The 23,536-nt window shown below is 53.0% G+C and carries 21 protein-coding genes and 1 pseudogene; 15 read left to right on the top strand and 7 right to left on the bottom strand.

Annotated elements, in window-relative coordinates:
• Positions 1-4: 4 nt before the first annotated feature.
• Positions 5-517 (bottom strand): DUF1993 domain-containing protein, encoded by a 513-nt coding sequence (locus REIFOR_RS15440; RefSeq protein ID WP_100258413.1) that lies wholly within the window; start codon positions 515-517, stop codon positions 5-7.
• A gap of 221 nt (positions 518-738) precedes the next feature.
• Here REIFOR_RS15440 and REIFOR_RS15435 point away from each other — a divergent pair, with 221 nt between their 5' ends.
• The 13 genes and pseudogenes from REIFOR_RS15435 (at position 739) to brnA (ending at position 9,280) form a co-directional block, all read left to right on the top strand.
• A complete protein-coding gene (locus tag REIFOR_RS15435; protein WP_100258412.1) occupies positions 739-2,001 on the top strand; it encodes a cyclic di-GMP phosphodiesterase in 1,263 nt (420 codons plus the stop codon).
• A gap of 119 nt (positions 2,002-2,120) precedes the next feature.
• Positions 2,121-2,576, top strand: coding sequence for a GAF domain-containing protein (locus tag REIFOR_RS15430; protein WP_100258411.1), 456 nt, complete (start codon positions 2,121-2,123; stop codon positions 2,574-2,576).
• A gap of 185 nt (positions 2,577-2,761) precedes the next feature.
• Positions 2,762-3,109 (top strand): hypothetical protein, encoded by a 348-nt coding sequence (locus tag REIFOR_RS15425; RefSeq protein ID WP_100258410.1) that lies wholly within the window; start codon positions 2,762-2,764, stop codon positions 3,107-3,109.
• Positions 3,110-3,211: 102 nt separating this feature from the next.
• Positions 3,212-3,649 (top strand): DUF411 domain-containing protein, encoded by a 438-nt coding sequence (locus REIFOR_RS15420; protein WP_100258409.1) that lies wholly within the window; start codon positions 3,212-3,214, stop codon positions 3,647-3,649.
• Positions 3,649-4,251, top strand: a complete 603-nt coding sequence (locus tag REIFOR_RS15415; protein WP_100258408.1) for a c-type cytochrome — start codon at positions 3,649-3,651, stop codon at positions 4,249-4,251. The genes REIFOR_RS15420 and REIFOR_RS15415 overlap by 1 nt, the downstream gene beginning before the upstream one ends.
• Positions 4,252-4,324: 73 nt before the next feature.
• On the top strand, positions 4,325-6,838 hold the full coding sequence (locus tag REIFOR_RS15410; RefSeq protein ID WP_100258407.1) for a heavy metal translocating P-type ATPase: 2,514 nt from the start codon (positions 4,325-4,327) through the stop codon (positions 6,836-6,838).
• Positions 6,835-7,026, top strand: a complete 192-nt coding sequence (locus REIFOR_RS15405; protein ID WP_100258406.1) for a heavy-metal-associated domain-containing protein — start codon at positions 6,835-6,837, stop codon at positions 7,024-7,026. Before REIFOR_RS15410 ends, REIFOR_RS15405 begins: the two co-directional genes overlap by 4 nt.
• Before the next feature lie 3 nt (positions 7,027-7,029).
• Entirely contained in the window at positions 7,030-7,536 is a 507-nt protein-coding gene (locus REIFOR_RS15400; protein WP_100258405.1) for a c-type cytochrome, read from the top strand.
• A 171-nt stretch (positions 7,537-7,707) separates the two neighbouring features.
• Positions 7,708-7,995 carry a BrnT family toxin gene (locus REIFOR_RS15395; protein WP_100258404.1) on the top strand — a complete coding sequence of 96 codons (288 nt, stop codon included), beginning with the start codon at positions 7,708-7,710 and terminating at the stop codon, positions 7,993-7,995.
• Complete coding sequence (locus REIFOR_RS15390; protein WP_100258403.1) at positions 7,992-8,216, top strand: CopG family antitoxin; 225 nt, start codon at positions 7,992-7,994, stop codon at positions 8,214-8,216. Before REIFOR_RS15395 ends, REIFOR_RS15390 begins: the two co-directional genes overlap by 4 nt.
• 94 nt (positions 8,217-8,310) lie before the next feature.
• The gene (locus REIFOR_RS15385; RefSeq protein ID WP_227003707.1) at positions 8,311-8,634 is read left to right on the top strand and encodes an ASCH domain-containing protein; all 324 of its coding nucleotides are present in this window, start codon (positions 8,311-8,313) and stop codon (positions 8,632-8,634) included.
• A 243-nt stretch (positions 8,635-8,877) separates the two neighbouring features.
• Positions 8,878-9,057: pseudogene (locus tag REIFOR_RS15380) on the top strand (BrnT family toxin); the annotation flags it as partial.
• Complete coding sequence (brnA, locus tag REIFOR_RS15375; RefSeq protein ID WP_100258401.1) at positions 9,047-9,280, top strand: type II toxin-antitoxin system BrnA family antitoxin; 234 nt, start codon at positions 9,047-9,049, stop codon at positions 9,278-9,280. The pseudogene REIFOR_RS15380 and the gene brnA, both read left to right, overlap by 11 nt.
• Positions 9,281-9,898: 618 nt before the next feature.
• On the opposite strand, the gene REIFOR_RS15370 is transcribed toward brnA, so the two are convergent.
• The 4 genes from REIFOR_RS15370 to recC form a co-directional block, all read right to left on the bottom strand.
• Positions 9,899-11,029, bottom strand: coding sequence for a Fic family protein (locus REIFOR_RS15370; RefSeq protein WP_100258400.1), 1,131 nt, complete (start codon positions 11,027-11,029; stop codon positions 9,899-9,901).
• Between the two features lie 231 nt (positions 11,030-11,260).
• A complete protein-coding gene (recD, locus tag REIFOR_RS15365; protein WP_100258399.1) occupies positions 11,261-13,027 on the bottom strand; it encodes an exodeoxyribonuclease V subunit alpha in 1,767 nt (588 codons plus the stop codon).
• Positions 13,024-16,431, bottom strand: a complete 3,408-nt coding sequence (gene recB / locus REIFOR_RS15360) for an exodeoxyribonuclease V subunit beta (protein WP_100258398.1) — start codon at positions 16,429-16,431, stop codon at positions 13,024-13,026. Before recB ends, recD begins: the two co-directional genes overlap by 4 nt.
• Positions 16,424-19,708, bottom strand: a complete 3,285-nt coding sequence (recC, locus tag REIFOR_RS15355) for an exodeoxyribonuclease V subunit gamma (RefSeq protein WP_100258397.1) — start codon at positions 19,706-19,708, stop codon at positions 16,424-16,426. Before recC ends, recB begins: the two co-directional genes overlap by 8 nt.
• A gap of 300 nt (positions 19,709-20,008) precedes the next feature.
• Here recC and REIFOR_RS16880 point away from each other — a divergent pair, with 300 nt between their 5' ends.
• On the top strand, positions 20,009-20,155 hold the full coding sequence (locus REIFOR_RS16880; RefSeq protein WP_158524411.1) for a hypothetical protein: 147 nt from the start codon (positions 20,009-20,011) through the stop codon (positions 20,153-20,155).
• A 1,525-nt stretch (positions 20,156-21,680) separates the two neighbouring features.
• Positions 21,681-22,253, top strand: coding sequence for a class I SAM-dependent methyltransferase (locus tag REIFOR_RS15345; protein WP_100258395.1), 573 nt, complete (start codon positions 21,681-21,683; stop codon positions 22,251-22,253).
• Positions 22,254-22,444: 191 nt separating this feature from the next.
• Here the strand turns inward: REIFOR_RS15345 and REIFOR_RS15340 are convergent, their stop codons facing one another.
• Both REIFOR_RS15340 and REIFOR_RS15335 read right to left on the bottom strand, forming a co-directional pair.
• Positions 22,445-23,131: a hypothetical protein gene (locus REIFOR_RS15340; protein ID WP_100258394.1), complete on the bottom strand. Its 687-nt coding sequence runs from the start codon at positions 23,129-23,131 to the stop codon at positions 22,445-22,447.
• Positions 23,132-23,180: 49 nt separating this feature from the next.
• A complete protein-coding gene (locus tag REIFOR_RS15335; RefSeq protein ID WP_100258393.1) occupies positions 23,181-23,507 on the bottom strand; it encodes a hypothetical protein in 327 nt (108 codons plus the stop codon).
• Positions 23,508-23,536 lie beyond the last annotated feature (29 nt).

Below are 23,536 nucleotides of genomic sequence, written 5' to 3'. Positions count from 1 at the left end.
CAGCCTAATCGCGCAGTGGCATGGCGCCCAAATAATCCTTCTTACCCACTTCGACGCCATTGTGGCGCAAAATGGCGTATGCCGTGGTGATATGGAAATAGATATTGGGTATCGCATGATGAATGGCGAAATCCTCACCCACCATATGTTTACCCGCCCAGCGCGGCTGCGTTATTGTGCTGGTGGCGGCATTGGCGAAGTCGGCTTCACTGAAGCTGGCCAGATAGTCGAGCACCGATTGGATGCGCTCCTGTAATTGCGCCACGGTGGTTTCACTATCGTCATGCTTGGGTGCGGCATCGGCCTGGTCGACCAGGCGAGCAACGGCCAGCTTGGCGGTATCACAGGCAATCTGCACTTGGCGAGTCAAGGTGAACTGATCCGGTGCCAGACGAGCATTTAACAGGACCGCCATATCAATTTTTTTGCCATCGGCGAAACCGTTGGCCTTGTCGAGAATGGCGCTGAGATTGGTAAGCATCTTGCTAAATTGCACAACGGTAAGATCGTAAAGCATGGGTTCAACCTTTGAGTGAGTAAAGAAGTAGCACAGAGGTGGGGCCTTTTGGGTCGCTTTCAATGGCGTCGAGCGCCACTGGGTCAGCGATCTTCGGGCTGGTCGCGGAATTGGACGGGCAGGGCGGAGTTTGCCGGCGGTTGTCCTTCCTGCGCAGCTGAATAATGCGTAAACTGGCCCTGGCGCTGCCTTAAATTCATACTCCTTTGGACGCTAACAGAATGAAGACCATTCAATTGATCGATGTTGCCAAACTAAGGCCTGGTATCTATGTAGAGTTGCCGCTGAGCTGGTCGCAGCATCCATTTTTTTTCAGTCGTTTTAAAATTAAAACCTGGGGCGAGGTTGAACAAATTAGGGCCCTTGGGCTCGATAGGGTGCCCTACGACCAAATTAAGAGCGATCCAAAATCCGATGCGACAGGCGATGAGCCCATCGGCGCCGATGATGCTGCGGCCATTGACGCCAATAAAGCCAAATTCTGGGATGAGAAACAAAGTAGAATTGACCAGGCGGACCAATTCCGGCGCGCTCGTAAAGACACTGCGCAACGTTACAACGAAACGAAAAAACGCATCCATAACCTGATGTCCGACCTGACCACCGCCCCGGCCAACGCGGTGCGCGGTAGCGAAGAATTGATCGGCGATCTAATGGCCCAGTTCGATGATGAATCGAGCATGTTGATCAATGTGGTTAATATGTCGCCGGCCTCCTTTAATACCAACAACCATGCGCTCAATGTCACCGTGCTGTCGCTGCTCTTGGGGCACAGCATGGGACTGTCTAAAACCGATTTGTTGGCACTGGGCATGGGTGCACTGTTGCATGACATCGGCAAAGTTGCGGTGCCGGCCCGAATCGCCAATTATCACAAAAATATGACCAATCCGGAGCTTGAGCTGTATAAGAGCCACGTTGGCCAGGGGATCAAGTTAGTACATCGGATCAACGGCATTCGGCCCGAGGTGCTGGAAATTATCGGACATCATCATGCCTTCTTAGATGGCTCGGGATTTCCTGCGAAGGTGCCTGCCGAGAAAGTCTCGCAACTGGCCCGCATCGTGGCCATTGCCAACCTCTACGACAACTACTGTAATCCCCATGCCTTGCCGGATGCCATGACGCCGAAGGAAGCAATGGCCCATATCTATGCCCAGGGCGGTGAGCAACTCGACGATAGCTTGGCGCAGAATTTCATCCGCACCTTCGGTATCTATCCGCCCGGAACGGTGGTTCTGCTCAGAGATAAGAGTGTTGGTCTCGTCGTGATGGTCTCATCCAAGGCCTTATTAAGGCCCCGTATCGTGCTCTATAACCCGGACATACCCGCCAATAAGGCTATGATAATCGATCTGGCCGAGCACCCGGACCTGCAGATAGTACGTGCCCTTCGACCGACCGAATATCCCGCCACGGTTTACAGCTATTTGGGTCTGCAAGAACGGGTTGGATACTATTTTGAGAGCCCAGGCGTCAAATAACGCCGCTTGGTTGAACGACCGATGTCCCCGGCGCCGGGGCAATAACTGACATTACTATCAATAGTGCGTTAAGGATCATAGGAACAGGATTCGCTTCGATTCTATGCTAAAGACTCAAGATGAATAGTCATTGGGAGTCCGCCGTCAGAATCCTAGCAGAGTGCTTTGATGATCAACTAGAGTCGCTTAGGCGCAGTCTTATAGCCGACTTTGCCATTGTCAGTTCAGTCTGTGGCAATGTTTACACCCTTTTAGCGGTGAACTCGGAGCTCAAATTGCCGAGCCTTGCGGTCGGCCATGACTTCCCGTGTCGCGACAGCTACTGCAAGCAGGTGGTGCGATCGCAACAGATGCTTATCCATACCCATCTCGAGAAATTCACCCATCGGATATTGCACCCGGTCTTTACCGTGATGCAGCCGGAGTCCTATATAGGCGAGCCTCTGTGGATAAGAGGCGATGTCGTGGGTACGCTCAACTTTTCAGGCTTTACGGCCCGGCCTAGGGGCTATTGCGACCAGGCCATCGCGCAGGTTAAGGGTCTCGCACGCGCCATCGAAGTTGAGCTGCGTTAGGGCGCAAGTGTACCGTCGGCCAGGCGCACCCAGCACAGATGCCAGCGATCGGCATCCAGCGTTGGCCGAATCAGCACGAGGGCCAATTAGCGTATCAGCAGCCTTACCAGAGGTTTACCTAGGACAAGGGGCACCCGTTTCAACTTCTGGTATTATTCGCTAATCATATTTTCATCGGGTGGGTTATGAGGCGCGGGCAAGCCATAGAGGTTCGTTTTCTCCTGCTATTTTTGCTGGTTACCTTGCTGCTGGCCGCTCAGTCGCATGGCATGGCAACCACTGGGGGTCATTGCCACGTAAACGCCCAGGCGGGCATCAGCGCAGAGGCGCAGATGCCGACCACCTGTTCCGATGCAGACATGGATCCGGCGCCGTCCGATTGCGCTCAACATCTGTGCTCCGGTGCGGTTGTGGTACTGAGCAACGCCTCAGTCCAGCCAATCCAGCCGATGTCGACGCCCCTAAGGGCCTCGATCGACATCACGCCTCCGCTCTGCTTTACTCAAATAATCTATCGGCCGCCGCGCGTCTAATTTTTGTGTCACCCAAAAACAGACCCACCCCTCTGTGGCCAAAACAGTTGGGTATCACGGCCACGCCCTGCGCGCTCGCCGCCAAGAATTTTAGGAGAACCCATGAAAACTCTATTAAGAAGTACTGCCGTTATTTTAGTTATGATATTTTCGTTCGCATTTGCCGAAGCGATTACCGTTTATAAATCACCGACCTGCGGTTGCTGTCAGGAATGGGTTGGGTTGATGGAATCGGCCGGTCACAGCGTTACGGTTGAACATCCCGTCGATCTGGACAAAACCAAACAACAGTTGGGCGTGCCGAAAGCGTTGGGGTCTTGCCACACGGCGGTGATTAATGGCTACCTGTTCGAAGGCCATATTCCAGAAGTCGATATAGTAGCCTTTCTAGCCAATCCGCCGGTGGGGGCCAAGGGCTTAGCGGTACCCGGTATGCCGGCCCGTTCGCCGGGCATGGCCGCGCAAGGCCAAGCCTACCAAGGCTTTAAGGTCATCGGTTTTGATGACCAGGGCAACTATTCGCTGGCGCGCCAATACTGATGTTTGGGCCCAAGAGGTTCGTGCAGGCCTGCACCATTGTTTTGGCTCTGGCCGGCATCGAGCCAGTCTTGGCCGCGGCGGGCGATGAAAGCCCGGAGGATGATCCGGCAGCGGCCCTGGCCGCCGGGCAAGAGCTGTATCTCAGCGCCGGTGGTTACGGTTGCCTGGTCTGCCACGGCCAGGTGGCACATGGCGCTGGTCAGGTGGGCGGGATGATCCGCGGCGCGACCCTAGCTCAATTCCAGACCAGCTTGGAGCAGGTGCCGGTTATGGCGTTGTTGGCACCCTCGCTGTCGATGACCGATCGCCTGAACATCGTTGAGTATCTGAACTACCTCGGTGACCTGCCGCTGGTCTCACTCACCTACAGAGACGGCCACTGGCAGGCGCAAACCCAGGTCCTACAAGTCGGGCAGTGGGCGCAACTGGTGCTCTACAACGACAGCTTTGAGACTCAGTCGCTCGACCTGGCAGAGCTAGGACTAGCCACCCTGGCGGTGCTGCCACTGGCTACCTTAGATATACTCTGGCGACCGACATCGGCCAGCTTCGCTCTGGCCGGTGTGGCGCCGATTCAGGCAATGCCCCTTGACCTTAGATAGCCTCTAAGCCTTATTCTAGTCCCAGCTTAAGTTGGCAGTGCCCAGTCACTGCCCAAGCTAAAAGGAGGCACATATGACAACAATACCTAAAGTTTCATCGGCCAATGAACCCGGTGCACCCACCCCAGGCACCCATTGGGTGGTTCCCGTGACCGGTTTAACCTGCGCCAGCTGCGTTACGCGCTTGGAAAAAGCCCTTAGTAAGCGCCCCGGCGTGACCTCGGCCAGCGTCAATCTGGCGTTGGAAACCCTCGATGTGGCCTTAGCCGCCGACCAACCGGCCACGGTGCTGCCCGACTGGGTGGCAGCGAGTGGTTTTGGTTTGCAGGAAAATGAACGCAACCTGACGGTTAAAAACGTCACCTGCGCTAGCTGTATCAATCGCATTGAAAAAGCGTTGCTGAAGATGGATGGCGTATTCTCCGCCACGGTCAATCTGGCCAACTCGCAATTGCAGGTGCGCTGGTATACCGGCTTGGTTAGCCTGGCCGATATCAAGAACCGTTTAAAACAACTCAATTACCCGGCCCTGCCCGAAGCGGAGTTGGCGCAAACGCCAGCCGCGCGGACCGGTCATTCGCTGCGGCCGACCTTGATCGCCGCCGCCCTGTCCTTACCGATGGTGGTCACCATGGTGGCCAGTCTGCTCGGTGCCAATTGGATGTTACCGGGTTGGGTGCAATTTGCCCTGACCACACCGGTGCAGTTCTGGCTCGGTTGGCGTTTCTACGTCGGCGCTTACCATGCCGTGAAAAACGGTTCGGCCAATATGGATGTGCTGGTGGTGATGGGCACCTCGGCCGCCTATTTCTACAGCCTCTATCTGTGGTTGGCACTGGGTAGCGGCCATCTCTATTTTGAAGCGTCGGCTGTGGTGATCAGTCTGATCTTGCTCGGTAAATGGATGGAAGAACGCGCCAAGCGTTTCGCCGGTGATGCCATCCGTAAGTTGATGCAATTGCAGCCGCCCAATGCGCAACGCTGGCAGGGTAAGGAACTGCATACTACGCCGGTCACCGAGTTGGTCATCGGCGATGAAATTCAAATTCACCCGGGTGACACCATTGCCGCCGATGGCCTGATCCTGGACGGCACTACCAGTGTTGATGAAGCCATGCTCACCGGGGAGAGCCTGCCGGTGAGTAAAGCGCCGGGCGCCGTGGTGATGGCCGGCACTCACAATGGTAATGGCAGCGTGCGGGTGCGCGTGCACAGCTCGCCCGACCAGTTCCGGCTCAAGCAGATCGTACAGTTGGTTAACGACGCCCAGATGAAGAAGCCTGAGATCCAGAAGCTGGTCGATCAGATCGCCGCGGTCTTTGTCCCGGTGGTGATCCTGATTGCCATGCTCACCCTAGGTCTGCAATGGTGGCTGGTATCCTTTGACAGCGCCCTGATGGCGGCTGTCTCGGTATTGGTCATCGCCTGTCCCTGCGCCCTGGGCTTGGCCACCCCGACTGCCATTATGGCGGCCAGCGGCGTCGGCGCCCGGCGCGGTGTGTTGATTCGGGATATCGATCAGCTCCAGGTGCTCGCCGAGACCGATACCATCGTGTTCGATAAAACCGGCACCCTGACCGTCGGCCGGCCCACGGTGGCGTTATTCCGTCAGTGGTCTGCCGAGGGCGCGTCTGGCCCAACCGAGCACGATGCCGGTCTGCTCGGTCTGATCAAGGCCGTGCAGCAGAAGAGTCAACATCCACTGGCCGCAGCCATGGTGACCTATCTGGCCGATGCCCAGAGTCCGGAGCAGAGCTTCGACTTTACCAATGTCTCCGGTCAGGGTGTTGTCGCTCGTACCGAGCAGGATCAGTTGCTGATCGGTAATGAGCGGCTCTTGACCAGCCACGACCTGGCGATCGACCCGGCCTTTATGGCCGGCGCAGCCGACCACCACAGTCGGGTCTGGGTCGCCTTGAATGGCCAGATTCGCGCCCGGTTTGATATCAGCGATCTGCTGCGTGACGATGCCCAGGCGACCATTACCGCTCTGCATCGCGCCGGTATCCAGACCTGGATGTTGTCGGGCGACCATGCGGCTGCGGCCAACGCCGTGGCCGAGCAATTGTCGATCGATAATGTGCTCGCCAATCTGTTACCGGAACATAAGTCCCAGGCCATCGAACAACTGAAAAACAAACGCCGCAAGGTGGTGATGATTGGTGATGGCATCAACGACGCGCCCGCCTTGGCCGCGGCCGATGCCAGCATCGCGCTGGGCAGCGGTACCGATGTTGCCATGGACGCCGCCGGCCTGACGCTGATGCGTCCGGAATTGGGGTTGGTGCTGGAAGCCATCCAGATTGCCAAAAAAACCCGACTCAAGATTCAGCAGAATCTATTCTGGGCCTTCATCTACAATTGCATTGGCATTCCGTTAGCCGCCTTTGGGCTGCTCAGCCCAGTGATTGCCGGCGCCGCTATGGCCTTTTCCAGCGTCAGCGTGGTCAGCAGCTCGATTTTATTGCTAACCTGGAATCCGAAAAGCCCGCTTGCAGGCAAGCAAACGGGACCCAATAAATCAGCCGAGCCTGATAAACAGGCCAAAGCTCATCAACAAACCGAACCAACGAGGACACCCCTATGATCGAACTTACCGTCAGCGGCGCCACCTGTCAGGGTTGCGTGAAGTCCATTGAAAAGGCCGTCAGCCTGGTTGACGGCGTGACCTCAGTGCACTTTGATCTGGACAGTGGCATTGCCCAGATCGATGGCAATGACAATATCGAGCAACTGACGGACGCGATTGAAGCGGCCGGCTTTGAGGTACCCTGAGTAATGAGAGCCATTAAGCTAGTGCGCCGTTTTGAGCCGCAGAACCGGCTTGCCCTACTGTCAGGCCTGGCCATAGTGGTTTTGGCCGGTTGCAGTCCAAGCCCGGAGGTCGCGACCACGGCCGCCAATGTCTCGCTCCAGGCCGATGGCCAAACGGGGCGTTGGTATAGCACGGCACAGGCCGAGGAAGGCCAACAGCTTTACGGCCAATATTGCGCAGCCTGCCATGGCCCGGAGGCCGCCTCGACCACTGCATGGAAAACGCCAGACGCCAATGGCGACTATCCACCACCGCCCCTGGACGGCAGTGCGCACGCTTGGCACCATCCCTTGGCGCTGCTCGATAAGGTGATTCGTGAGGGGGGTGGGCCCATGGGCGGCGCGATGCCCGCGTGGGGTGAGGTGTTAAACACCGAACAACGTCTGGCGGTGATTGCAGGGTTTCAAAGCTACTGGACGCCGCAGATCTATGATTTGTGGCTAGAGCGGGAGCAGGCCAGCCGGGAATGATCAGTGTGGACGACGCGGAGGACAGAGCAACGCGGCTTCCAGTAAGAAGCCTATTTGGTTAATCGATACTTGCTCTTTCGGTGGAAGTGCGGAATCAGAGAGTTTTAAAGAAGGATTTGCAACTCACTGGGCACTTCTTGACTAGTTTCGATATGTACATACAATGTACGCATGATTAGATTCGAGTGGGACCCTGTGAAAGGGGAAGGCAATCGGCAAAAACATGGTGTTAGCTTCGATGAGGCTCAGTCGGTGTTCTATGACGAGTATGCTGTTCAATTTTACGATGAGGTGCATTCTGGCAGGGAAGAGCGATTTCTTTTGCTTGGTCTAAGTAACGTGACGCGAGTTCTGCTTGTCTGCCATTGCGAACGAGATAGCGGTGAAACGATCCGAATAATATCTGCACGTAAGGCTACAAAGAAGGAGCGTGAAAATTACCGAGGTGGCAACCCATGAAAACTGAATACGATTTATCACAAATGAAATCACGTAAGAATCCTTACGCATCAAAACTCAAAAAGCCCGTGACTATGCGGCTTAGTGAGGATGTCATCGTTTATTTCAAAAAAATGGCAGAAGAAGACGGTGTTCCCTATCAAAGCCTAATTAATCTATATCTTCGTGATTGTGTTGCTCAACACCGCAAGATAGATATTACCTGGCCCGCAAAACCCTAACTATACGCACAAGGATCAAACGGGTCAGAGTCGTTGATTTTCTAACGCTCGCGGTAGCACATAAGCGTTATGAGTAAATGGAGGTTTTATCTAAATGGAACAAATTAGCTTTTTTGGAAGGCTTGCTCCGTTGATCTTATCAGGTCGAAAGACAGCAACCGTTCGAAGCCGCTCTGAAGGATGTTATAAGCCAGGGCAAAAGTTAGAAGCTGTGACAAATGAAGAACTTGAGTTCATCTGCCTAATTGAAATCTCTGATGTTGAGACTATATCTATTAACGAGTTAAGTCGTTTCCATGCAAGGTCAGAAGGGTTTTTGTTTGCATTTCAGCTTAAGAATGCAATTAGAAAGATATACCTTACGGAAACTGAGTTGGTTTTTGTAAGGTACCGGGTAGTCAGCCAGATTTCCTGCTAATTCCTGATAACAAGTTTCGGCAACGACTCGCCCGCCTTTTAAACCGCCGTCGCGGCGGGCCTTCGACACGCTGACGTTCGCGGCTGCGAAGATGTTAGCAGCAGCAAATGGCATAGTGGAAGTATTGCTTTTTATATAATAAAGGTATAATTTCTATACACGAACGAGGTTGAGTATTATCCACAAAAAGTAAAATAAAACCTAGAAAAGCATGGCGTTGACTTTGAGTAAGCTAAGAGTCTTTGGGATGATTCAAACTTGGTTCAGATTTCAGCTAGCACCCTAGATGAACAGAGATCACTAGTTATAGGTCAAATCGGAAACAACCACTGGTCAGCTGTAATCACTTATAGAAACTCAATTATTCGTATAATTTCAGTTAGAAGGTCTAGAAATTCCGAGGTTTCGTTATATGAAAGCTAAAGATTTTGAAGAGAAATTTGATGCAAACGAAGAAGACCTAATTTCAAATTTAGATCTTTCTTCAGTAAAGCGCGTAAATCTGCAACAAAAAAGGGTTAATGTAGATTTTCCCGTTTGGATGATTGAGTCATTAGATAAAGAAGCTTCTAGGCTGGGTGTTACACGCCAATCAATAATTAAAGTGTGGCTCGCTGAGCGTCTTGAGCATAAAACACACCAATAAAAACTGCTAGAAGGGCGCTCTATCCGATTCCATAACCTTTCGCGGTTTGCAAAGAAACGCAAAAAGCCGCTGAATACCCCTCATTTTTAATCTCAGCTTAAAATATAGAACTCATCAATTACAGCAACTATCTTGGCGGATGACCTAGCCCAATCTGGGCAAGTCATCAGGCTTTAGGATGGCACCCCGAACCTAGCTAGCAGGATGACGAACTTCAAGGATGCAACCGCACCGCACCGCCAACCCAGCGCATCGATCAATCCGTGCCGCGACAGACTGAACATCTTGGCCGGACAGGGAGTTTGCAGCCATCAGGCAATGGACTTACAATAATGAGCGACCACATTCTTCGATTGGCGGGGTTCCGCCAAGACAACTGCTGTGATTGACAAACTCTCTATTTTTAGCTGAGATTAAAAATGGGGGGGATTACAACGCTCAGCTAATTATAGTCCGACAGGTTATAGTGAACAGTTAAATTGGTTGCGTCTTAATGGGGTGGTCCGTTTGTACCAGCGCCACCTCATCCTATTCCAAGCCCTGGGTTTTCTGAATGGTCATGGTAGAACTTCTCCCAGGCGGCTATATGACCTAGTACGACCGGGCAGGGTTAGATGTTTAAACTCGAACTAGATTCATTAACGGCTCAAAAGAGTATAGCGCGGGTCTTCTTCCTGACGCTTCCTCAACAGTTCGAATAATACCTTCATCTAATAACGTTCTGGTGAATCGTGCTGCTGTTGCAGCAGAAATTCCGCTATTAGATGTAAACTTGTTATTGCGGAACACGGGATTTGTAAATACAAAATCAAGAGCTGTTACACTCCATTTTGAAGACAGTACTTCAGCAAAGACTTGCTTCATTTCTTCATAGAGCTCTCTTATATTCTCAGCAATAGCTAAGTTTTTTATGGCTTGCTGTTCGATTGCTTTCAGAAAGAAAGAGCACCATTCATCCCAGTTTCCAGTTTCCGATGCACGCCTCATTGTATCGATGTATTCGTCTTTATTATCCTCGAAATAGCCACTCACATAAAAATGGGGAGATGATATGGTGCCAGACTTCCATAGCATTAACGTTATTAGCATTCGACCAATTCGTCCATTACCATCTTTAAATGGATGCAATGCTTCAAACTCAATGTGAGCCATAGCTGATTTAATCAATGCTGGATCAGTATTTTTACTTATATATTCAAATAATATGTCCAAGCCATCCTGCAATTGCTCAGGGCGAATTGGAACGAATAGTATCTTCTTCTTATTTCGATCAGCGAGATAGTTTTGCTCTTTTTTGAATTCTCCGGGAGACCTGCTAGCACCTCGACCAAACGACAGAAGGCGCTGATGAATTGCTTTTATCATTGATTGAGAAATGGGGTAGCCATCATTCATTGCTTCTTGTGCAGCTTTTAAGGCTCTCTGATAAAGAATGGTTTCGATTACTTCCGATCGTACATTTGGGTTTTCTGTAGCTTCCCCCTTATGGTCCGCTTCGTATTTTAGAATCTCATCCATCGTACTTACAGTGCCTTCCATTCTCGATGAAATAACAGCTTCCTGATTTCTTAGAGGGGCTAATAGTATCTCGCTATTATGCATATTCTTCAGCATCTGATCATATCGAGCTATCGCGTCAGTCGCCTTAATCAAGCTATCAACGAAATTTCCATAATTCATCTGCTTAGGGGGGAATTGGTCGTAGTGATAATGTACTGCATCTTCTAGATCTAGATCCTTAACGTCCATTAGGCTCTCACTATATGGGAAATATTGATATCAATGTAGTTTGACTACTATATTGTTAGTTATTTGAATGTCAAATATCACTAAAAGTGAGAGGCTATCTGTTTAGACGTGAATCTATGGAAGCCTATTCATCTAGACTCTCATTTCTTCATAAATTTGAGAGTCTAGCTATTTTGATATGGATCTATCGAGGCCGAGATCAGGGGTGGAGCGATTATTGACCACCGAGTCTTATCCCTGCAACCGCGCCGCCAACCCCGCCCAGCGATCAACCCGCGCCGTAACCCCTGCGCGCCAAACAGCAGCCGTGCCCAAGCAGCTGAAGCGTTTTTTGGCTCGGGTTAGGCCGGTGTAGATCAGTTCCCGGCTCAGCAACTGCGATTGATGGTCCGGTAACACCAACGCCACTTCATCGAATTCCGATCCCTGAGTTTTATGGATTGTCATGGCGTACACCGTCTCGAAGGTCGGTAAGCGACCCGGCGTCACCGGACGCGGTTCACCCTCGGCCTCGAACCAGACCATTAACTGCCCGTCCTCGTTCGGCCAGACCAGGCCGACATCGCCATTAAAGAGTTTTAGACCATAGTGATTCTGCGTGACCATGATTGGTTGGCCCTTAAAGAAGGGTTGCCGGCTGGGATTGAGCCGTTGGCTGATCCAGTCATTGAGGGCCGTTACGCCGCGTTCGCCGTCACGAAGGGCGCACAGGATGCGGAAGGTCTTTAAGTGCGCAAAGGCCTGGTGCAGATCGGGCTGTTCGGCGATGGCCCGGTAATGGTTGCGAATCCAGCCGTGCAGGCAATCGTGCAGGTCGTGTGCGCCGAGCCAGGTTAGATCGGCGGCATCGGTAAAGACCGCCAGGCTGCCCGAAGCATCGCCCCGGATCACCGCTTGGGCCAGGGCGCCAATGCCACTGCCGTGGGCAAAACGTCGACTCAGGGTCAGTTCTGTTACGCTATCGAGCGGGGCGCCAAGCTCGATGCTGGCGGCCGGGAGCTTGATGCCCACTGCCTGCAATTGGCTGCGGCGGGCTTCGCTGTAACCGGGATGTGGCTTGCGCACCAGATCGGCCAAGACGCTGCCGGCAGCGACCGAGGGCAATTGATCGGCATCGCCGAGCAGAATCAGCCGCGTGGTCGGTTTGATCGCGCGGAACAGCCGGGCCATCAGCGGTAAGTCGACCATCGAGACCTCATCGATCAACAGCACATCGGCCTCGATCGGGTTATCACCTTGGTGACGAAACTGCAGTCGATTGGGAATGACCCCGAGCAATCGGTGCAGGGTGTGGGCCTCATTGGGGATGGCCTGATCGACCAACATATCCAGATTCAATGCCGCCTTAGCCTCGCGGATTGCCTCGGCCAGGCGCTGTGCTGCCTTGCCGGTCGGCGCGGCCAGTTTAATCACCAGCGGCCGATCGCTCAGGCCCGCGAGCAGCGCAAGAATACGCGTCACCGTATGGGTCTTGCCGGTACCGGGGCCGCCAATAATGGTGCTGACATTGCTGAACAGGCTGTTGGCCGCGGCGACCTGCTGCCAATCGATTTGCCCCGGCGTCGGTGCAAAATAGCTGGCCAAGAGTTTGCGCGCCTGCTCGAGCTGAGCCTGGCTGAGGCTGCTGGGTTGTTGATAGCGCTCGGCCAAGAAAGCCAACAGCTCGCTTTCAAACTGCCAATAACGGCGCAGATAGAGGCGCTGGTTGTGCAGCACCAACGGTGACCCATCTTCGGGGCCGATGCCAAAGGTCGATAAGTGCGTTTGCCAATCCGCAGCGCTGGGCAAGGCCGGCAGGCCAAACTGGCTCATATCACGGTACGGCGCCTCGTCGAGACACTGCACCAGCGACAGGCAACTGTGCCCCTGTTGTAAGGCATAGCTGACCGCCATCACCGATTGTTTGAACAGCGCATCATCTGTCTGATGCCACTGAGCGATGCTCTCGGCCAATGCGAAGTCGAGCGCCTGAAAGGGGCTGGCTAGGTTAAGCGTCATAGGGTGAGCGTCCCGGTTGGTTGGTCGACAACGTCATGCGGTAGGGCGAAAATTGCATCGAGTCGAGCCAGCAGATCGGCGTTGAGCGGATCGTAAAAAACCCCGCCGGGTTGATCCGGGCCCATGCCGCGCAGATAAAAATAATAGACGCCACCGAAGTGCTCGGCCGGTTGATAGTTCGACAAGCGCACCTTGAGATAGCGATGCAGGGCGAGGGCGTAGATCAGGTATTGCACATCGTAGCTATTGCTGTGAATGCTGGCCTGCATTGCCTCGTGGCCATAGTCGGCGAGCTGTTCGCCGAGAAAGGTCGACTTATAGTCGGCGACGTAAAACTTGCCGTCGCGTTCAAAAATTAAATCGATAAAGCCATGCATCATGCCTTTGAGTTTTAGATGGTCCGGCAGCTGATAGTTGCTGCCGCGGTGTTCGGCAATCAGCTCAGCCAGCAGGCTAACTCGGCTGCCGCGCATGGGAAAATAAAATTCACTTTCGCGCAGGCTCTGCTCGGCACCGAGCTCGCCTAGGCTGCCGCCCTGAGTCAGCGGCGCGGCTAGGATCTCGCTTATCCACAGGGTGAACTCAGCCTCTGTGTAAGTGTCGGCAAGACTGCTGTAACGGTCCGCCGCCTGCGCATAGAGTGTGGCGAAATCGGGCGCGGCGAAGTCGGCCGACTCCAGGCAATCGTGTAATAGATTACCGGCCTCGGCGCCCTTGGCCAGGCGAAAGCGTAATGCTTGGGTGGCACTGCTGGCCGGCAGTGCCGGGTCGGTTTCATCGCGGTCCGGTGTGGTGTGGCCGCTGTGGCCCACATGGCGGGTCAGAGCCGAGAACGAACTGAGCCACCAGTCGCGTTCGATATGGCCATTAAACTGGGCCGGTTGCACCGCGCTGTGCGTGCTCGGATCGTGCCAATAGGCTGCCGGGATCTGCCGGTCGGGCACCGTGAGCAGGCTGGCCGCGCCGGCGACGCTGAGCAAGTCGGTCAGGGCCGGCACATCATAGGTCGACTGCTTTAGGGTCAGCGCCAAGGCGGATTTAGGGAAGCTGGCAAAGTTGGCCATACAGCAATAGAGCCGCTTTGAGGCCCGCGTGGCGGCAACGTAAAACAGTCGTACCAGCTCGGCCTGATCCTCTTCGTCGGCCAGCCGGCGGATCTCGTCACTGGCTTGAAAGGATAGATGCGCTGTGCCGCTGTGGCGGTCGTGGTAGCGCACTGCCGAGGCCGCCTTTGGGCTCTTGCCAAAATAGCTGACAAAGGGCAAAAACACGATTGGGTATTCCAAACCCTTGGCGCCGTGCAGGGTAATAATCTTCACCAGCGCCTCATCGCTTTCCAGGCGCAGCAGGTTGCCCTCGCTGTGCGCGCCGTCTTGACGGGCGCGCTCGAACCAATGCAATAGCGCATCGGGCGTGCGCAAATGGCCGCTCTCCTTTTGCAGCCGTTCGGCCAGATGCAACATGTTGGTCAGCTGGCGGTCGACCCGGATTGAGCTGGGCCGAAAATGTTGCTGCAACACCGCCAGCACCATACTCATCAGGCCTAGCTTTTGCCAATCGGTGCGCCACTGTTCAAATTTCGCCTGCCACTGGGCCCACTGGTGTTCGTTCTGCTGCAGGGCTTCCAGTTCGCCGGTACTGAGGCCGATCCATTGGCAGGCCAAGGCGGCAATAAAGGCCCGGTCGTTATCGAACTGCCAGATCCCGGTGAGCAAGAGCAGTAACTGTTCGGCCTCGGCCGACTGAAACACATCGGCGCGCGAGCTCAGATAGACCGAATGGATACCCGCCGCGGTCAGGTAATCCTGCAGCAGTTCGGCTTCGCGATAGCTGCGCACCAGCAGGGCAATGTCGCCGGCTTGCACCGGCACATCATCAACCCGAACCTGGCTGATCAACTCGACTATTTCGGCAACACACCAGCGGGCCATGGTGCTTTGGAATGCCTTGGTTAGGCCCTTGCTGGCGCTCGGGTCGCTGGCAAAATGCACCCACTGCACCGCACTGCGCCGGTCGCCATCGGACCAGACGGGGTCGAGCGCATCGGGCGCCGGATTGACCGCGCGGTACTCGATGTCGAAACCAAAGGTGTGGCGGTTGAGCAGACTTTCCTGCTGCAAAAAGGTTCGGTTGTAACCGTGGATCACGGCCGGATCGGAACGGTAGTTGGTGTTCATGGTCCATTGATAATCGACCTGCTGGCGGGCCTGCAAGTAGGCAAACACATCGCCGCCGCGAAACCCATAGATGGCCTGCTTGGGGTCGCCAATCATGCACACGAAAGCATCCGGCTGCCCGGTATAGAGGGCGCTGAGAATGGCATACTGATCGGGGTCGGTGTCTTGGAATTCATCGATTAAGGCGGCCGGATACTGCTCTAGCAGGGCTGCTGCCAGAGCGTCGGCATTGGGCCCGTGCAGAGCGGATTTGAGCTGAATGATCAGGTCATTAAAACCGAGTTGATCGAGACGGTCCTTATCCTGATGGATATGCGCACGAATGGCTTCGACCCCGGTCAAGGCCAAGCGGATCTTAACGGTATCGCGACCGCTCGCCAGGGCCAACATCAGCTCGTGCGTTGCCGGCATGACGGTTCTTTTGGTGGCCGTACTGAAGCAGCTTTTTAGTTGGCTGGCATCCAGGTCGCGCTCGTCGGCCAGATCGCCATCATCGGCTAGGCGATCGAGCCGCTCCAACGTTGCTCGGTTGAGTGCTCGAGTTTCAGCCTTGGCCCGTTTATTGTCGACATTATGCTTGGCGAAGAGCGGTCGCTCGTCCGGCCAGGCACTGACGAAATTTGCCAATAGAGTGTCTAATTGCGGGGCCGGGGGCAAGCTGATTGGGTGACTGCCATCGATCACCGGTCGCCAATGTTGGATAAATATTTCTGGCGTTTTCCAAGCAGAATACAGAATGTCATAGGTATCGAATTGCATCTGTTCGCGATACCAATCCTGGGTGGCTTGCAGCGTCAGCAAACTGGTGTCGGCTTCTAAATTGGCATTGAAGCTCATGCCACTGAAAAAAGCCTGCTGCGACAGGGCGCGTTTACAGAAACCGTGAATGGTAAAAATAGCCGCCTCATCCAATTGCAGCAGGGCACGGTTCAGTAGGAGTTGCGCGCGCTCGGTAGACATTTTGCCACGCAATGCGACGATCACCGGATCGCTGTCGGTCTGCCAATGCTCCGCCGTTTGGCGTAAAAAACGGCTTAGGCGATTGCGCAGTTCGGCCGTGGCGGCGTTGGTAAAGGTCATCACCAAAATCTGCTCGACACCCAGCTCGCGCTCCAACAGCAGGCGCAAATAGATGCGCACTATATTGTGCGTCTTGCCGGTGCCGGCGCTGGCCTCTATCAGGTGCGCGCCGCGCAAGACCAGGCTGGTGCTGTCTAATTCATTCATGCTCGGCCTCGCTTAGGGTGGTGATTTTAATACCGGCGATCAGTGCACCGTAACAGTCCTGCACGGCGGCCAGGGTGCTGTCGTAGTCTGGCCGCACCGACCAAAACTGGGCGATATAGGAATCATAGCTGTAGCCGCGCTGGTTATAGCTGTCTTGCCAATTCGACGCAAAGGCCTTGTCATCGTCCTTGCCCAACAGGCAGGCCAGCGCCAGATCGGCGTTTAAAAACAACGGCTGCTCCAGACCCTGTTTGAGCACGGCATAGAATGCGCTCAGTTGCGCTTGCGCCTGCTCTACCGGCGCACAGCTGAGCAAGACCAGGCTCTCCTTGGTACCGTGAAAAATGGCCTGGCTGTGGCACGACTCGCCGCCGGCGTTGGCGACCAGATGGTGCAACCAGAGGCTGATCAGATCCTTACCCTTGATCGAAGCCGGGCGCCAAAACAGCAACCCATGCGAGTCGGTCAGCGGCAGGTCGGCGGTTAGCTCAAGTGCCGGTGTTGCGCTGTTGAGTTCGAGTACCCTATGGCTGAGCGTTAGGGTCTGTGCGCCGAGTGCGATCAAATGGCGGCTGAAATCGGCCGCCTGATCTTGCCACTGAGCGATTTCCTCGCCCACCAAGGCGTGCAGCGGCACGGCACTATTGGCCCGGCGATAGGTCAGGATGTCGACCGAGGCGCTCGGAGTCGTTTGCGCTTGAATAGCCTGTTGTATCGACTCAACCTTAATGCTGTACCGGTCGAGGTAACTCATATCAAAGGGTTCGCTGTCGTCCAGGCCCTCGTCGCGATCCTGCTGCAAATATAAACCGAGCCGTTGCTGAGCAAAGTACTGCGCTGGGTGGGTGAAAAATCGGATCCATTCATCCAGTCGCCAATGGTTTTTTAGCTCCGCCAAGGGCGGCACCTGGTGGCCTTGGTCAACCAGTGGGCGGGCATCGAGTAGGCTCGCCCAATGGGCATCGAAGGAAGGCAAAGCACCCTGATAGTTTTTTCGACTGAACGGCTGCAGGGCCATGCGGCGTAAATCGTGAGCGGGGTCGAAGCCATAACCCAGGTTGAGATAGTTGATCAACTCATCAAGCACCAAGGATGGCGGACGCTCTTCATTCTTGTGAATATCGTAACCCTGATAACTTAAATAGAGCGCATCGCGTGCCGATAACAGCGCTTCCAAAAACAGATAGCGGTCGTCACCCCGGCGCGATCGGTCGCCGAGCCGAATCGGGTCTTGGGCCATGAGATCGAAGCCGAGCGGCGGGCGGGTACGCGGAAACTGACCGTCATTGAGTCCAAGAATGGCGACAATACGAAACGGAATCGAACGCATCGGCACCATCGAACAGACGGTGATTTGTCCGGTCATAAATTGGCTGCCGGTCTGTTCCGGGCTGGCAAAGGCTTGCTCCAACACTGCACGCATCACCGTGAGCGGAATTTTTTCCGCCTGTAGGCCGGCCTGATTGGCGTATTCGGTAACATCATTGATCGCCTTAAGCAGGGCCTGATTACTGCGTTCAAACAGTGCATCGCTGGACAGCAGGGCAATCTGGATCTGCTCGATCAGATAGGCCTGCCATTGAGATGGTGTGCGGGCGGCCACTAACTGGGAACGTACATCGCGCAGCTGGCCGATAATCTGGGTGAGCTTACCGAGTAACAGACCGGCACTGCCTTCGACATCGGGCAGCAGAACCTGATCGTTCAGGTACAGGCTCTGATCGCTGTAGGCAAAGCCAAGTAACAGCCGGTCTAGCCCTTGCTGCCAAGTAAAGTGGTCACTTACTTCGCCTGATACCCACTGTTGCTTGTGCTGGCTGTTCAAGCCCCAATGAATATTGGCGTGCTCCAACCACTGGCTGATGGTTTGAATATCATTGGCCGAAAGCGAAAATTTGGCGGCAATGGCCGGCACCCGTAACCAGGCCAAGATTTGATTCACCTCGAAGCGGGCATCGGGCAGGGTGAGCAGCTCGAGAAAGGCCGCGACCGTAGGATCGGCATCTTTTAGATTACGGTCGGCAATGGAGCACGGCAGGGGCGGCACGCTGTCTTGAATGTTGGCGAAGCTGCGCGCAAAGACCGCCTGCACAAAGGGCGCATAGTCCTCGACATTGGGACACATCACCACCACATCCTTCGGAGTCAGGCTTGGGTCCTGATTGAACTGATGCAGCAACCAATCGTGCAGGGCTTGCACCTCGCGAAAGGGGCTGTGCGCCGAGGTGATGCAGATGCTCTCATCGGCGGGTGGCTCGGGCAGTGCTGGCGGGGTCGGCCGAGCATCCTTGAGCTGTAAGATGTCATCCTGCAATTGGCCGAGAAAAGATTGGCGTCCAACCGGCGAAAACACCTGTAAGTCATAGTGCGCCTTATCGGACAGCAGACGCACAAAGGTCTGGCCCTGGTGGCCCAAGCTGGCGAGTAAGGGGTTACCGACATCGGGCAGGCTGGTGCGTTGCGCGTCCTGCTGTTCTAGGACCCAGTTGGCCCGGGTTTGCGAGGCCCGCACCAGTTCCTTACTGAGTTGTTTTTCCGAGCGCAGTTCATCCCAATACTCGACACTGGGATTGAGATAAAGCAGATGAATATCGACGTCCGCTCGACTGGCAATTTGGCTGAGAAAGTCGAGCCAGATCGGTGCCAGGGCGTTGATACCAAAAATATAAAAGGTGCCGGGCAATTTGGCCGCTGGCTGGTCGATAGACCCCAAGGCGGCTCGCATTAACGCCAGTGGATGGTCGGCGTTTTGCGCGACCAGGGCTTGCCACAGCTTAGCCTGCCAATGGGGCGTAGCACCGGTCTGCCACTGCTCAATCCACTCGGGCCGAAACATCAGATACTGTTCATAGAGATCGGCCAGCTGTTCGCTCAGTTGAAAGCGACGGCTGTCACGCAGGGTTGCAGGTTGGTCTTGCCAATATTGGGTCGGTTCGGCCATCAGCGGATCGTCAGCCAGCGCAGGGGTTTGCAATAGGGCGTAGATACGCCAAGCCAAAATCTCCCGACTGTACACCGACCGCTCCGGGATGCGCTCCGGCCCCAATATGAGCCGAATCAGATCCCAGAAATAGCGCACCGGCAACGGATAAACGGCGTTCATGCAGATTTGCCGGCTCGGTAACTTGGCCAGCTCCATACTCAACCAATGCTGCATACCCGGGTGTTGCACCAAAATGACATCGGCGGCCAGCACCGGCGCGGTGGAGGATTGCAGCAAGGTATCGAGCGCGCTGACCAGGTTTTCAAGCCGGTTCGACGGGTAGGTATAGAGCATGGAATAGGCATCCTGAACGTTGCGGGCAGTGTATCACACCCGGGCTTTTAAGCGCTCAGTGCACCGGCTATGGCAGGCCGAACCGCAACACTGAACAGAGACCGAGCGCGGCCGGAATAAATGTTAGCTTTTCATAATGCAGAAGCCAATGTGGACAAACCAAAAGCAATATGGAAAAACATGCAAAAACTGAAACGCAGTGGTTGATTTTATGCAACAGCCTGTTAGCCTATAAATGTCGACATCCGTCGGCCAACAAACAAACTGCGAAAATAATTCGCGTTATCCAGGAGAACTCAGATGGTGAGCATGCAAAAACACAATGCCCAACTTCATTCGGCCAATATGGGCCGGGGTTGTTCTGTTGCTATGCGTACCGCAATGAATTTCTGGAATTCATTTAGCGGCGCACATGCGATCGATAACGATAATCCGCGTTTCGTTTAGTTTTTAAACCAACCGAACCGCGAGTCTTCAGCGCGGTTCGGTTGGTAAAGATAGTCCATATCTTTCCTACCTCGTTTAAAACTCCGGTTCATAAAACTTAGCTCTAGGAGTTTACTATGAACTTGGCCAATACCTTTGCGCGTATTCGCGCGCTATTTCGCCGTACCGTTTCACGCGCTACTTCATCTCGTCGGAACAAAAGTACTGAAATTCGTTTCATCGATGTGAGTGAACATCTGCGTCGTGATCTAGGATACTACAATGGCGACAGCAATCGCCGAGTGCATGAACGTCACCCCCGTTCTGAATCGTTCGTGGTATATGGCCCACTCAGGCGCGGGCCCTAAAAGGTAAAAAGACCGGGCAGGTCAGGCTGGCAGAGGGACTCTGTTGGTTCGAGTTGTTCGGTTTTATTTTGGGTTTTTTTTGGGGTTTGTTTGGTTTTTTAAAAGCTCCTATAAGCGAATGGGATGATCAGCATGAAGAGACAACAGGTCAGCGTAACTCGTATTGAGCATTAGGCTATTTTGTTGCCAACGCATTGGGCAGATACACACCCGCCTTGCCGCAATAGGTATCGCTCGCTAACTGCCATTCGACAAATCCGATTTACTGCTTTAAGTTTGGAATAAAGACGTAATACTTCAGAACACGAATACCCCTCCCCTACATAAATTGAGTGCAGAGTTGCGGGGTAGCAGAAAGCCGGCCAATGATATGACTAGACTCATCTCTAGAGTACGACAGGAACTCGCTCCACGTGAACTGCATCGCAAAATCTCTAAAAATGTGTTGGAAAAGCCAGTTTTTTTCGGGCTAAAACGGCGGGCGCTGGATTTGCCCGGAACGCTGACCAATTGTTCGATATAGGATGCGGGGGGTAGAAAGACACGAATCATAGATAAGTACTTGTTTTATATAAAAAATATTGAAATATTCTTGCAGCACTCATCGACTCTATGGTCGGTTCTTGCCGGGCTTGATTAATTGACAGAGACCCTTGCAGGCAACAGACTGTCCACCCTACAGTCGGTTCTAGGTTTTTGTCAGTTAAAGCAAAAGCGGAACCCGGCAAAAACGGCCAGAGCCGAGTAATAAGCTGTTATCCGGTGTCAGCTTGTCTTTAGTTTAGGTTAAGTTGGGGTGTTGCAACCGTGTCACATTACCCAGCCTACAGGCATTAAAAATAGTATTATCAGCACAGTTTATCCCTGGCACAACCGATAGCGTTCTAGTTAGTATGATGATTCTTGGACTTGTTTTTATGCTTATGACCTTTGCTGTGTTTATTGTGTACGGTCTTCTTTCAGGCAGCTTTAGCGATTATATTGTTAAGTCAAAAAAAGCCAGTGCTGTAATGCAGAGAATTTTCGCTACAAGTTTTTCTGCGCTCGGACTTAAGTTGGCTTTTAGTGACCAGGTATAACAAGGCCAAGCACAGCGACAACTTCTCTGTTGCGGCTTCGACTCCACTACAAAGCTGCGCGTGTTGGCAGCGTTATGCAACATCTAGAGAGGGAATCTAATGAATTTCTATGAAGACTCTGAGAATGTAGATAAGTACATCGAGATGTGTAAAGACTACGATGGAAGCAATATCTATGAATTGTTAAAAAAATATCTCGAGGATGGAAAAGCTGTTCTTGAACTAGGCACTGGTCCAGGCTTTGATATTCCATTTTTAAATGAACACTACCAAGTTACTGGCTCAGATTATTCTGAAGAATTTTTAGCACGCTGCAAAGATAAATTCCCAGATATAAATTTTATAAAGAATGACGCAAAAAATATTGATATCAATGAAAAGTTTGACTGTATATATTCAAATAAGGTGTTACATCATTTAACGAAGGATGAGCTTTCATTATCGCTATTAGGACAAGCAGGCATCCTGTTACCTGGTGGGATTATTGCTCATTCGTTCTGGCTTGGCGAAGAAGACCAGGTAATGGAAGGCCTTCTCTTTACTTATTATCGTAAAGAACGCCTTTTAGATATCATATCGGAGAATTTTGAAGTATTAACAACTATGAGTTATCAGGAATTTGAAGAAGATGACTCTTTATTTGTGATTGCGCAGTTAAAAGTAGATGCATAACAAGGCGCTGCAACCGACCTCCGGTATTTGTCACTTTGTTTGCAAAAGAACCGCAAGTAAAGCGCCAAACACCTCCGGCGGCTGAGCGCGGCGTTATATGGCAAGTACTCAGAAAACTCCAGCAAGTGAAAAGCAGACGCCCAGAATCTAATTGCATTTGACGTTTTTGAAAAATTTTCAAACATTAACATTTATCCAGTCGGCCCGTCGTAACGCGCAAAGTTCTCGCGGGAGAAAAACAGGATTTTGATTATCCAGTATAAGATGGTGATCAGTATGAGCATGGTTGGTATCGCCACGATGAGTAGCAGCTGCTCTTCTTGCATATTCTTAAGATTAGCGCCCATCATTTTCACGATTTTGTCGGTGAATGCTAATGCCGTCCATACCAGTGAAAAGCCAATACGCGAAACATGCCTAATAATGCGTTCTGTGCCAGAAAGCCCTGAATGGTAAAGGTTGCGAATATCCCCCAATGCAAAGCAAATCGCTAAACCACCCCAGATCAGATAGGTAAAGGGAGCCTCTTCCTCTCGCCAACCCATACTGATCGCAAATGCAGTAAATGCGAAACTGACAACCCATATCAAAGCAGTTACTTCAAGGAGTCCAGTTTCATTCTTTTTATTATGGACGGTTAGCCAGGCGGTAAACACGGTATACATCACTAGTGCACCCAACATCATGTCATCGATGGAATTTTTGAGGTAAGCGGCGGCAATTCCCGAAATCAGCATGACCAACATGGATATAGTAAAATAGGAGCCTGCTTTCCTATGAAGTGCACTGCCTTTCTTAGCGAACATGGCCAACACAGCTGTCATCAAAACGATCGTTCCCGCGGGGGTATGTATTGCCCAAACAATGATGTCTTTCATGTGTAAAGTCTCAGGTTATAGTTTGCTAAAACTGAATGACCGAAAATAATTAGTTGATATTCAATTTCTTGACAGCCATATAGCCGTACTGCGAATTGCCGTGCTCCTGGATCAAGTATTCGTAAAGGGTGTTAGCTGTCTCGCCCTCACCCAATTCCTCGTAAGTCATTGCTTTTAAGTAAGTCAATTCGGCTTTCATTTCAGCCGACACTGCCTCTGCCCTTTCTGCCTGTCTGATCAGCTCCAACGTACGATCGTAATGCTTACTCTCATAGTGTTTATATGCTTCGGAAATAGAGGCCGTTTGCATCAGACTCGCACACGCCCCTAGTGATAGTGTTGCCACTACTAGAAGTGCAATAGTCGGTAATTTCATCCCATTCAATCCTGTTAACGTGACTTTGG

Source organism: Reinekea forsetii (genome assembly GCF_002795845.1).
Classification (GTDB): domain Bacteria; phylum Pseudomonadota; class Gammaproteobacteria; order Pseudomonadales; family Natronospirillaceae; genus Reinekea; species Reinekea forsetii.
Note: the sequence above shows the minus strand (reverse complement) of the source record. Positions and strands in the feature narration are given on the sequence as shown.

Bases quoted from the DNA above. Each gene is read 5' to 3' on its own strand.
- REIFOR_RS15440 (WP_100258413.1), bottom strand. From the start codon at position 517: ATGCTTTACGATCTTACCGTTGTGCAATTTAGCAAGATGCTTACCAAT.
- REIFOR_RS15435 (WP_100258412.1), top strand. From the start codon at position 739: ATGAAGACCATTCAATTGATCGATGTTGCCAAACTAAGGCCTGGTATC.
- REIFOR_RS15430 (WP_100258411.1), top strand. From the start codon at position 2,121: ATGAATAGTCATTGGGAGTCCGCCGTCAGAATCCTAGCAGAGTGCTTT.
- REIFOR_RS15425 (WP_100258410.1), top strand. From the start codon at position 2,762: ATGAGGCGCGGGCAAGCCATAGAGGTTCGTTTTCTCCTGCTATTTTTG.
- REIFOR_RS15420 (WP_100258409.1), top strand. From the start codon at position 3,212: ATGAAAACTCTATTAAGAAGTACTGCCGTTATTTTAGTTATGATATTT.
- REIFOR_RS15415 (WP_100258408.1), top strand. From the start codon at position 3,649: ATGTTTGGGCCCAAGAGGTTCGTGCAGGCCTGCACCATTGTTTTGGCT.
- REIFOR_RS15410 (WP_100258407.1), top strand. From the start codon at position 4,325: ATGACAACAATACCTAAAGTTTCATCGGCCAATGAACCCGGTGCACCC.
- REIFOR_RS15405 (WP_100258406.1), top strand. From the start codon at position 6,835: ATGATCGAACTTACCGTCAGCGGCGCCACCTGTCAGGGTTGCGTGAAG.
- REIFOR_RS15400 (WP_100258405.1), top strand. From the start codon at position 7,030: ATGAGAGCCATTAAGCTAGTGCGCCGTTTTGAGCCGCAGAACCGGCTT.
- REIFOR_RS15395 (WP_100258404.1), top strand. From the start codon at position 7,708: ATGATTAGATTCGAGTGGGACCCTGTGAAAGGGGAAGGCAATCGGCAA.
- REIFOR_RS15390 (WP_100258403.1), top strand. From the start codon at position 7,992: ATGAAAACTGAATACGATTTATCACAAATGAAATCACGTAAGAATCCT.
- REIFOR_RS15385 (WP_227003707.1), top strand. From the start codon at position 8,311: ATGGAACAAATTAGCTTTTTTGGAAGGCTTGCTCCGTTGATCTTATCA.
- brnA (WP_100258401.1), top strand. From the start codon at position 9,047: ATGAAAGCTAAAGATTTTGAAGAGAAATTTGATGCAAACGAAGAAGAC.
- REIFOR_RS15370 (WP_100258400.1), bottom strand. From the start codon at position 11,029: ATGGACGTTAAGGATCTAGATCTAGAAGATGCAGTACATTATCACTAC.
- recD (WP_100258399.1), bottom strand. From the start codon at position 13,027: ATGACGCTTAACCTAGCCAGCCCCTTTCAGGCGCTCGACTTCGCATTG.
- recB (WP_100258398.1), bottom strand. From the start codon at position 16,431: ATGAATGAATTAGACAGCACCAGCCTGGTCTTGCGCGGCGCGCACCTG.
- recC (WP_100258397.1), bottom strand. From the start codon at position 19,708: ATGCTCTATACCTACCCGTCGAACCGGCTTGAAAACCTGGTCAGCGCG.
- REIFOR_RS16880 (WP_158524411.1), top strand. From the start codon at position 20,009: ATGGTGAGCATGCAAAAACACAATGCCCAACTTCATTCGGCCAATATG.
- REIFOR_RS15345 (WP_100258395.1), top strand. From the start codon at position 21,681: ATGAATTTCTATGAAGACTCTGAGAATGTAGATAAGTACATCGAGATG.
- REIFOR_RS15340 (WP_100258394.1), bottom strand. From the start codon at position 23,131: ATGAAAGACATCATTGTTTGGGCAATACATACCCCCGCGGGAACGATC.
- REIFOR_RS15335 (WP_100258393.1), bottom strand. From the start codon at position 23,507: ATGAAATTACCGACTATTGCACTTCTAGTAGTGGCAACACTATCACTA.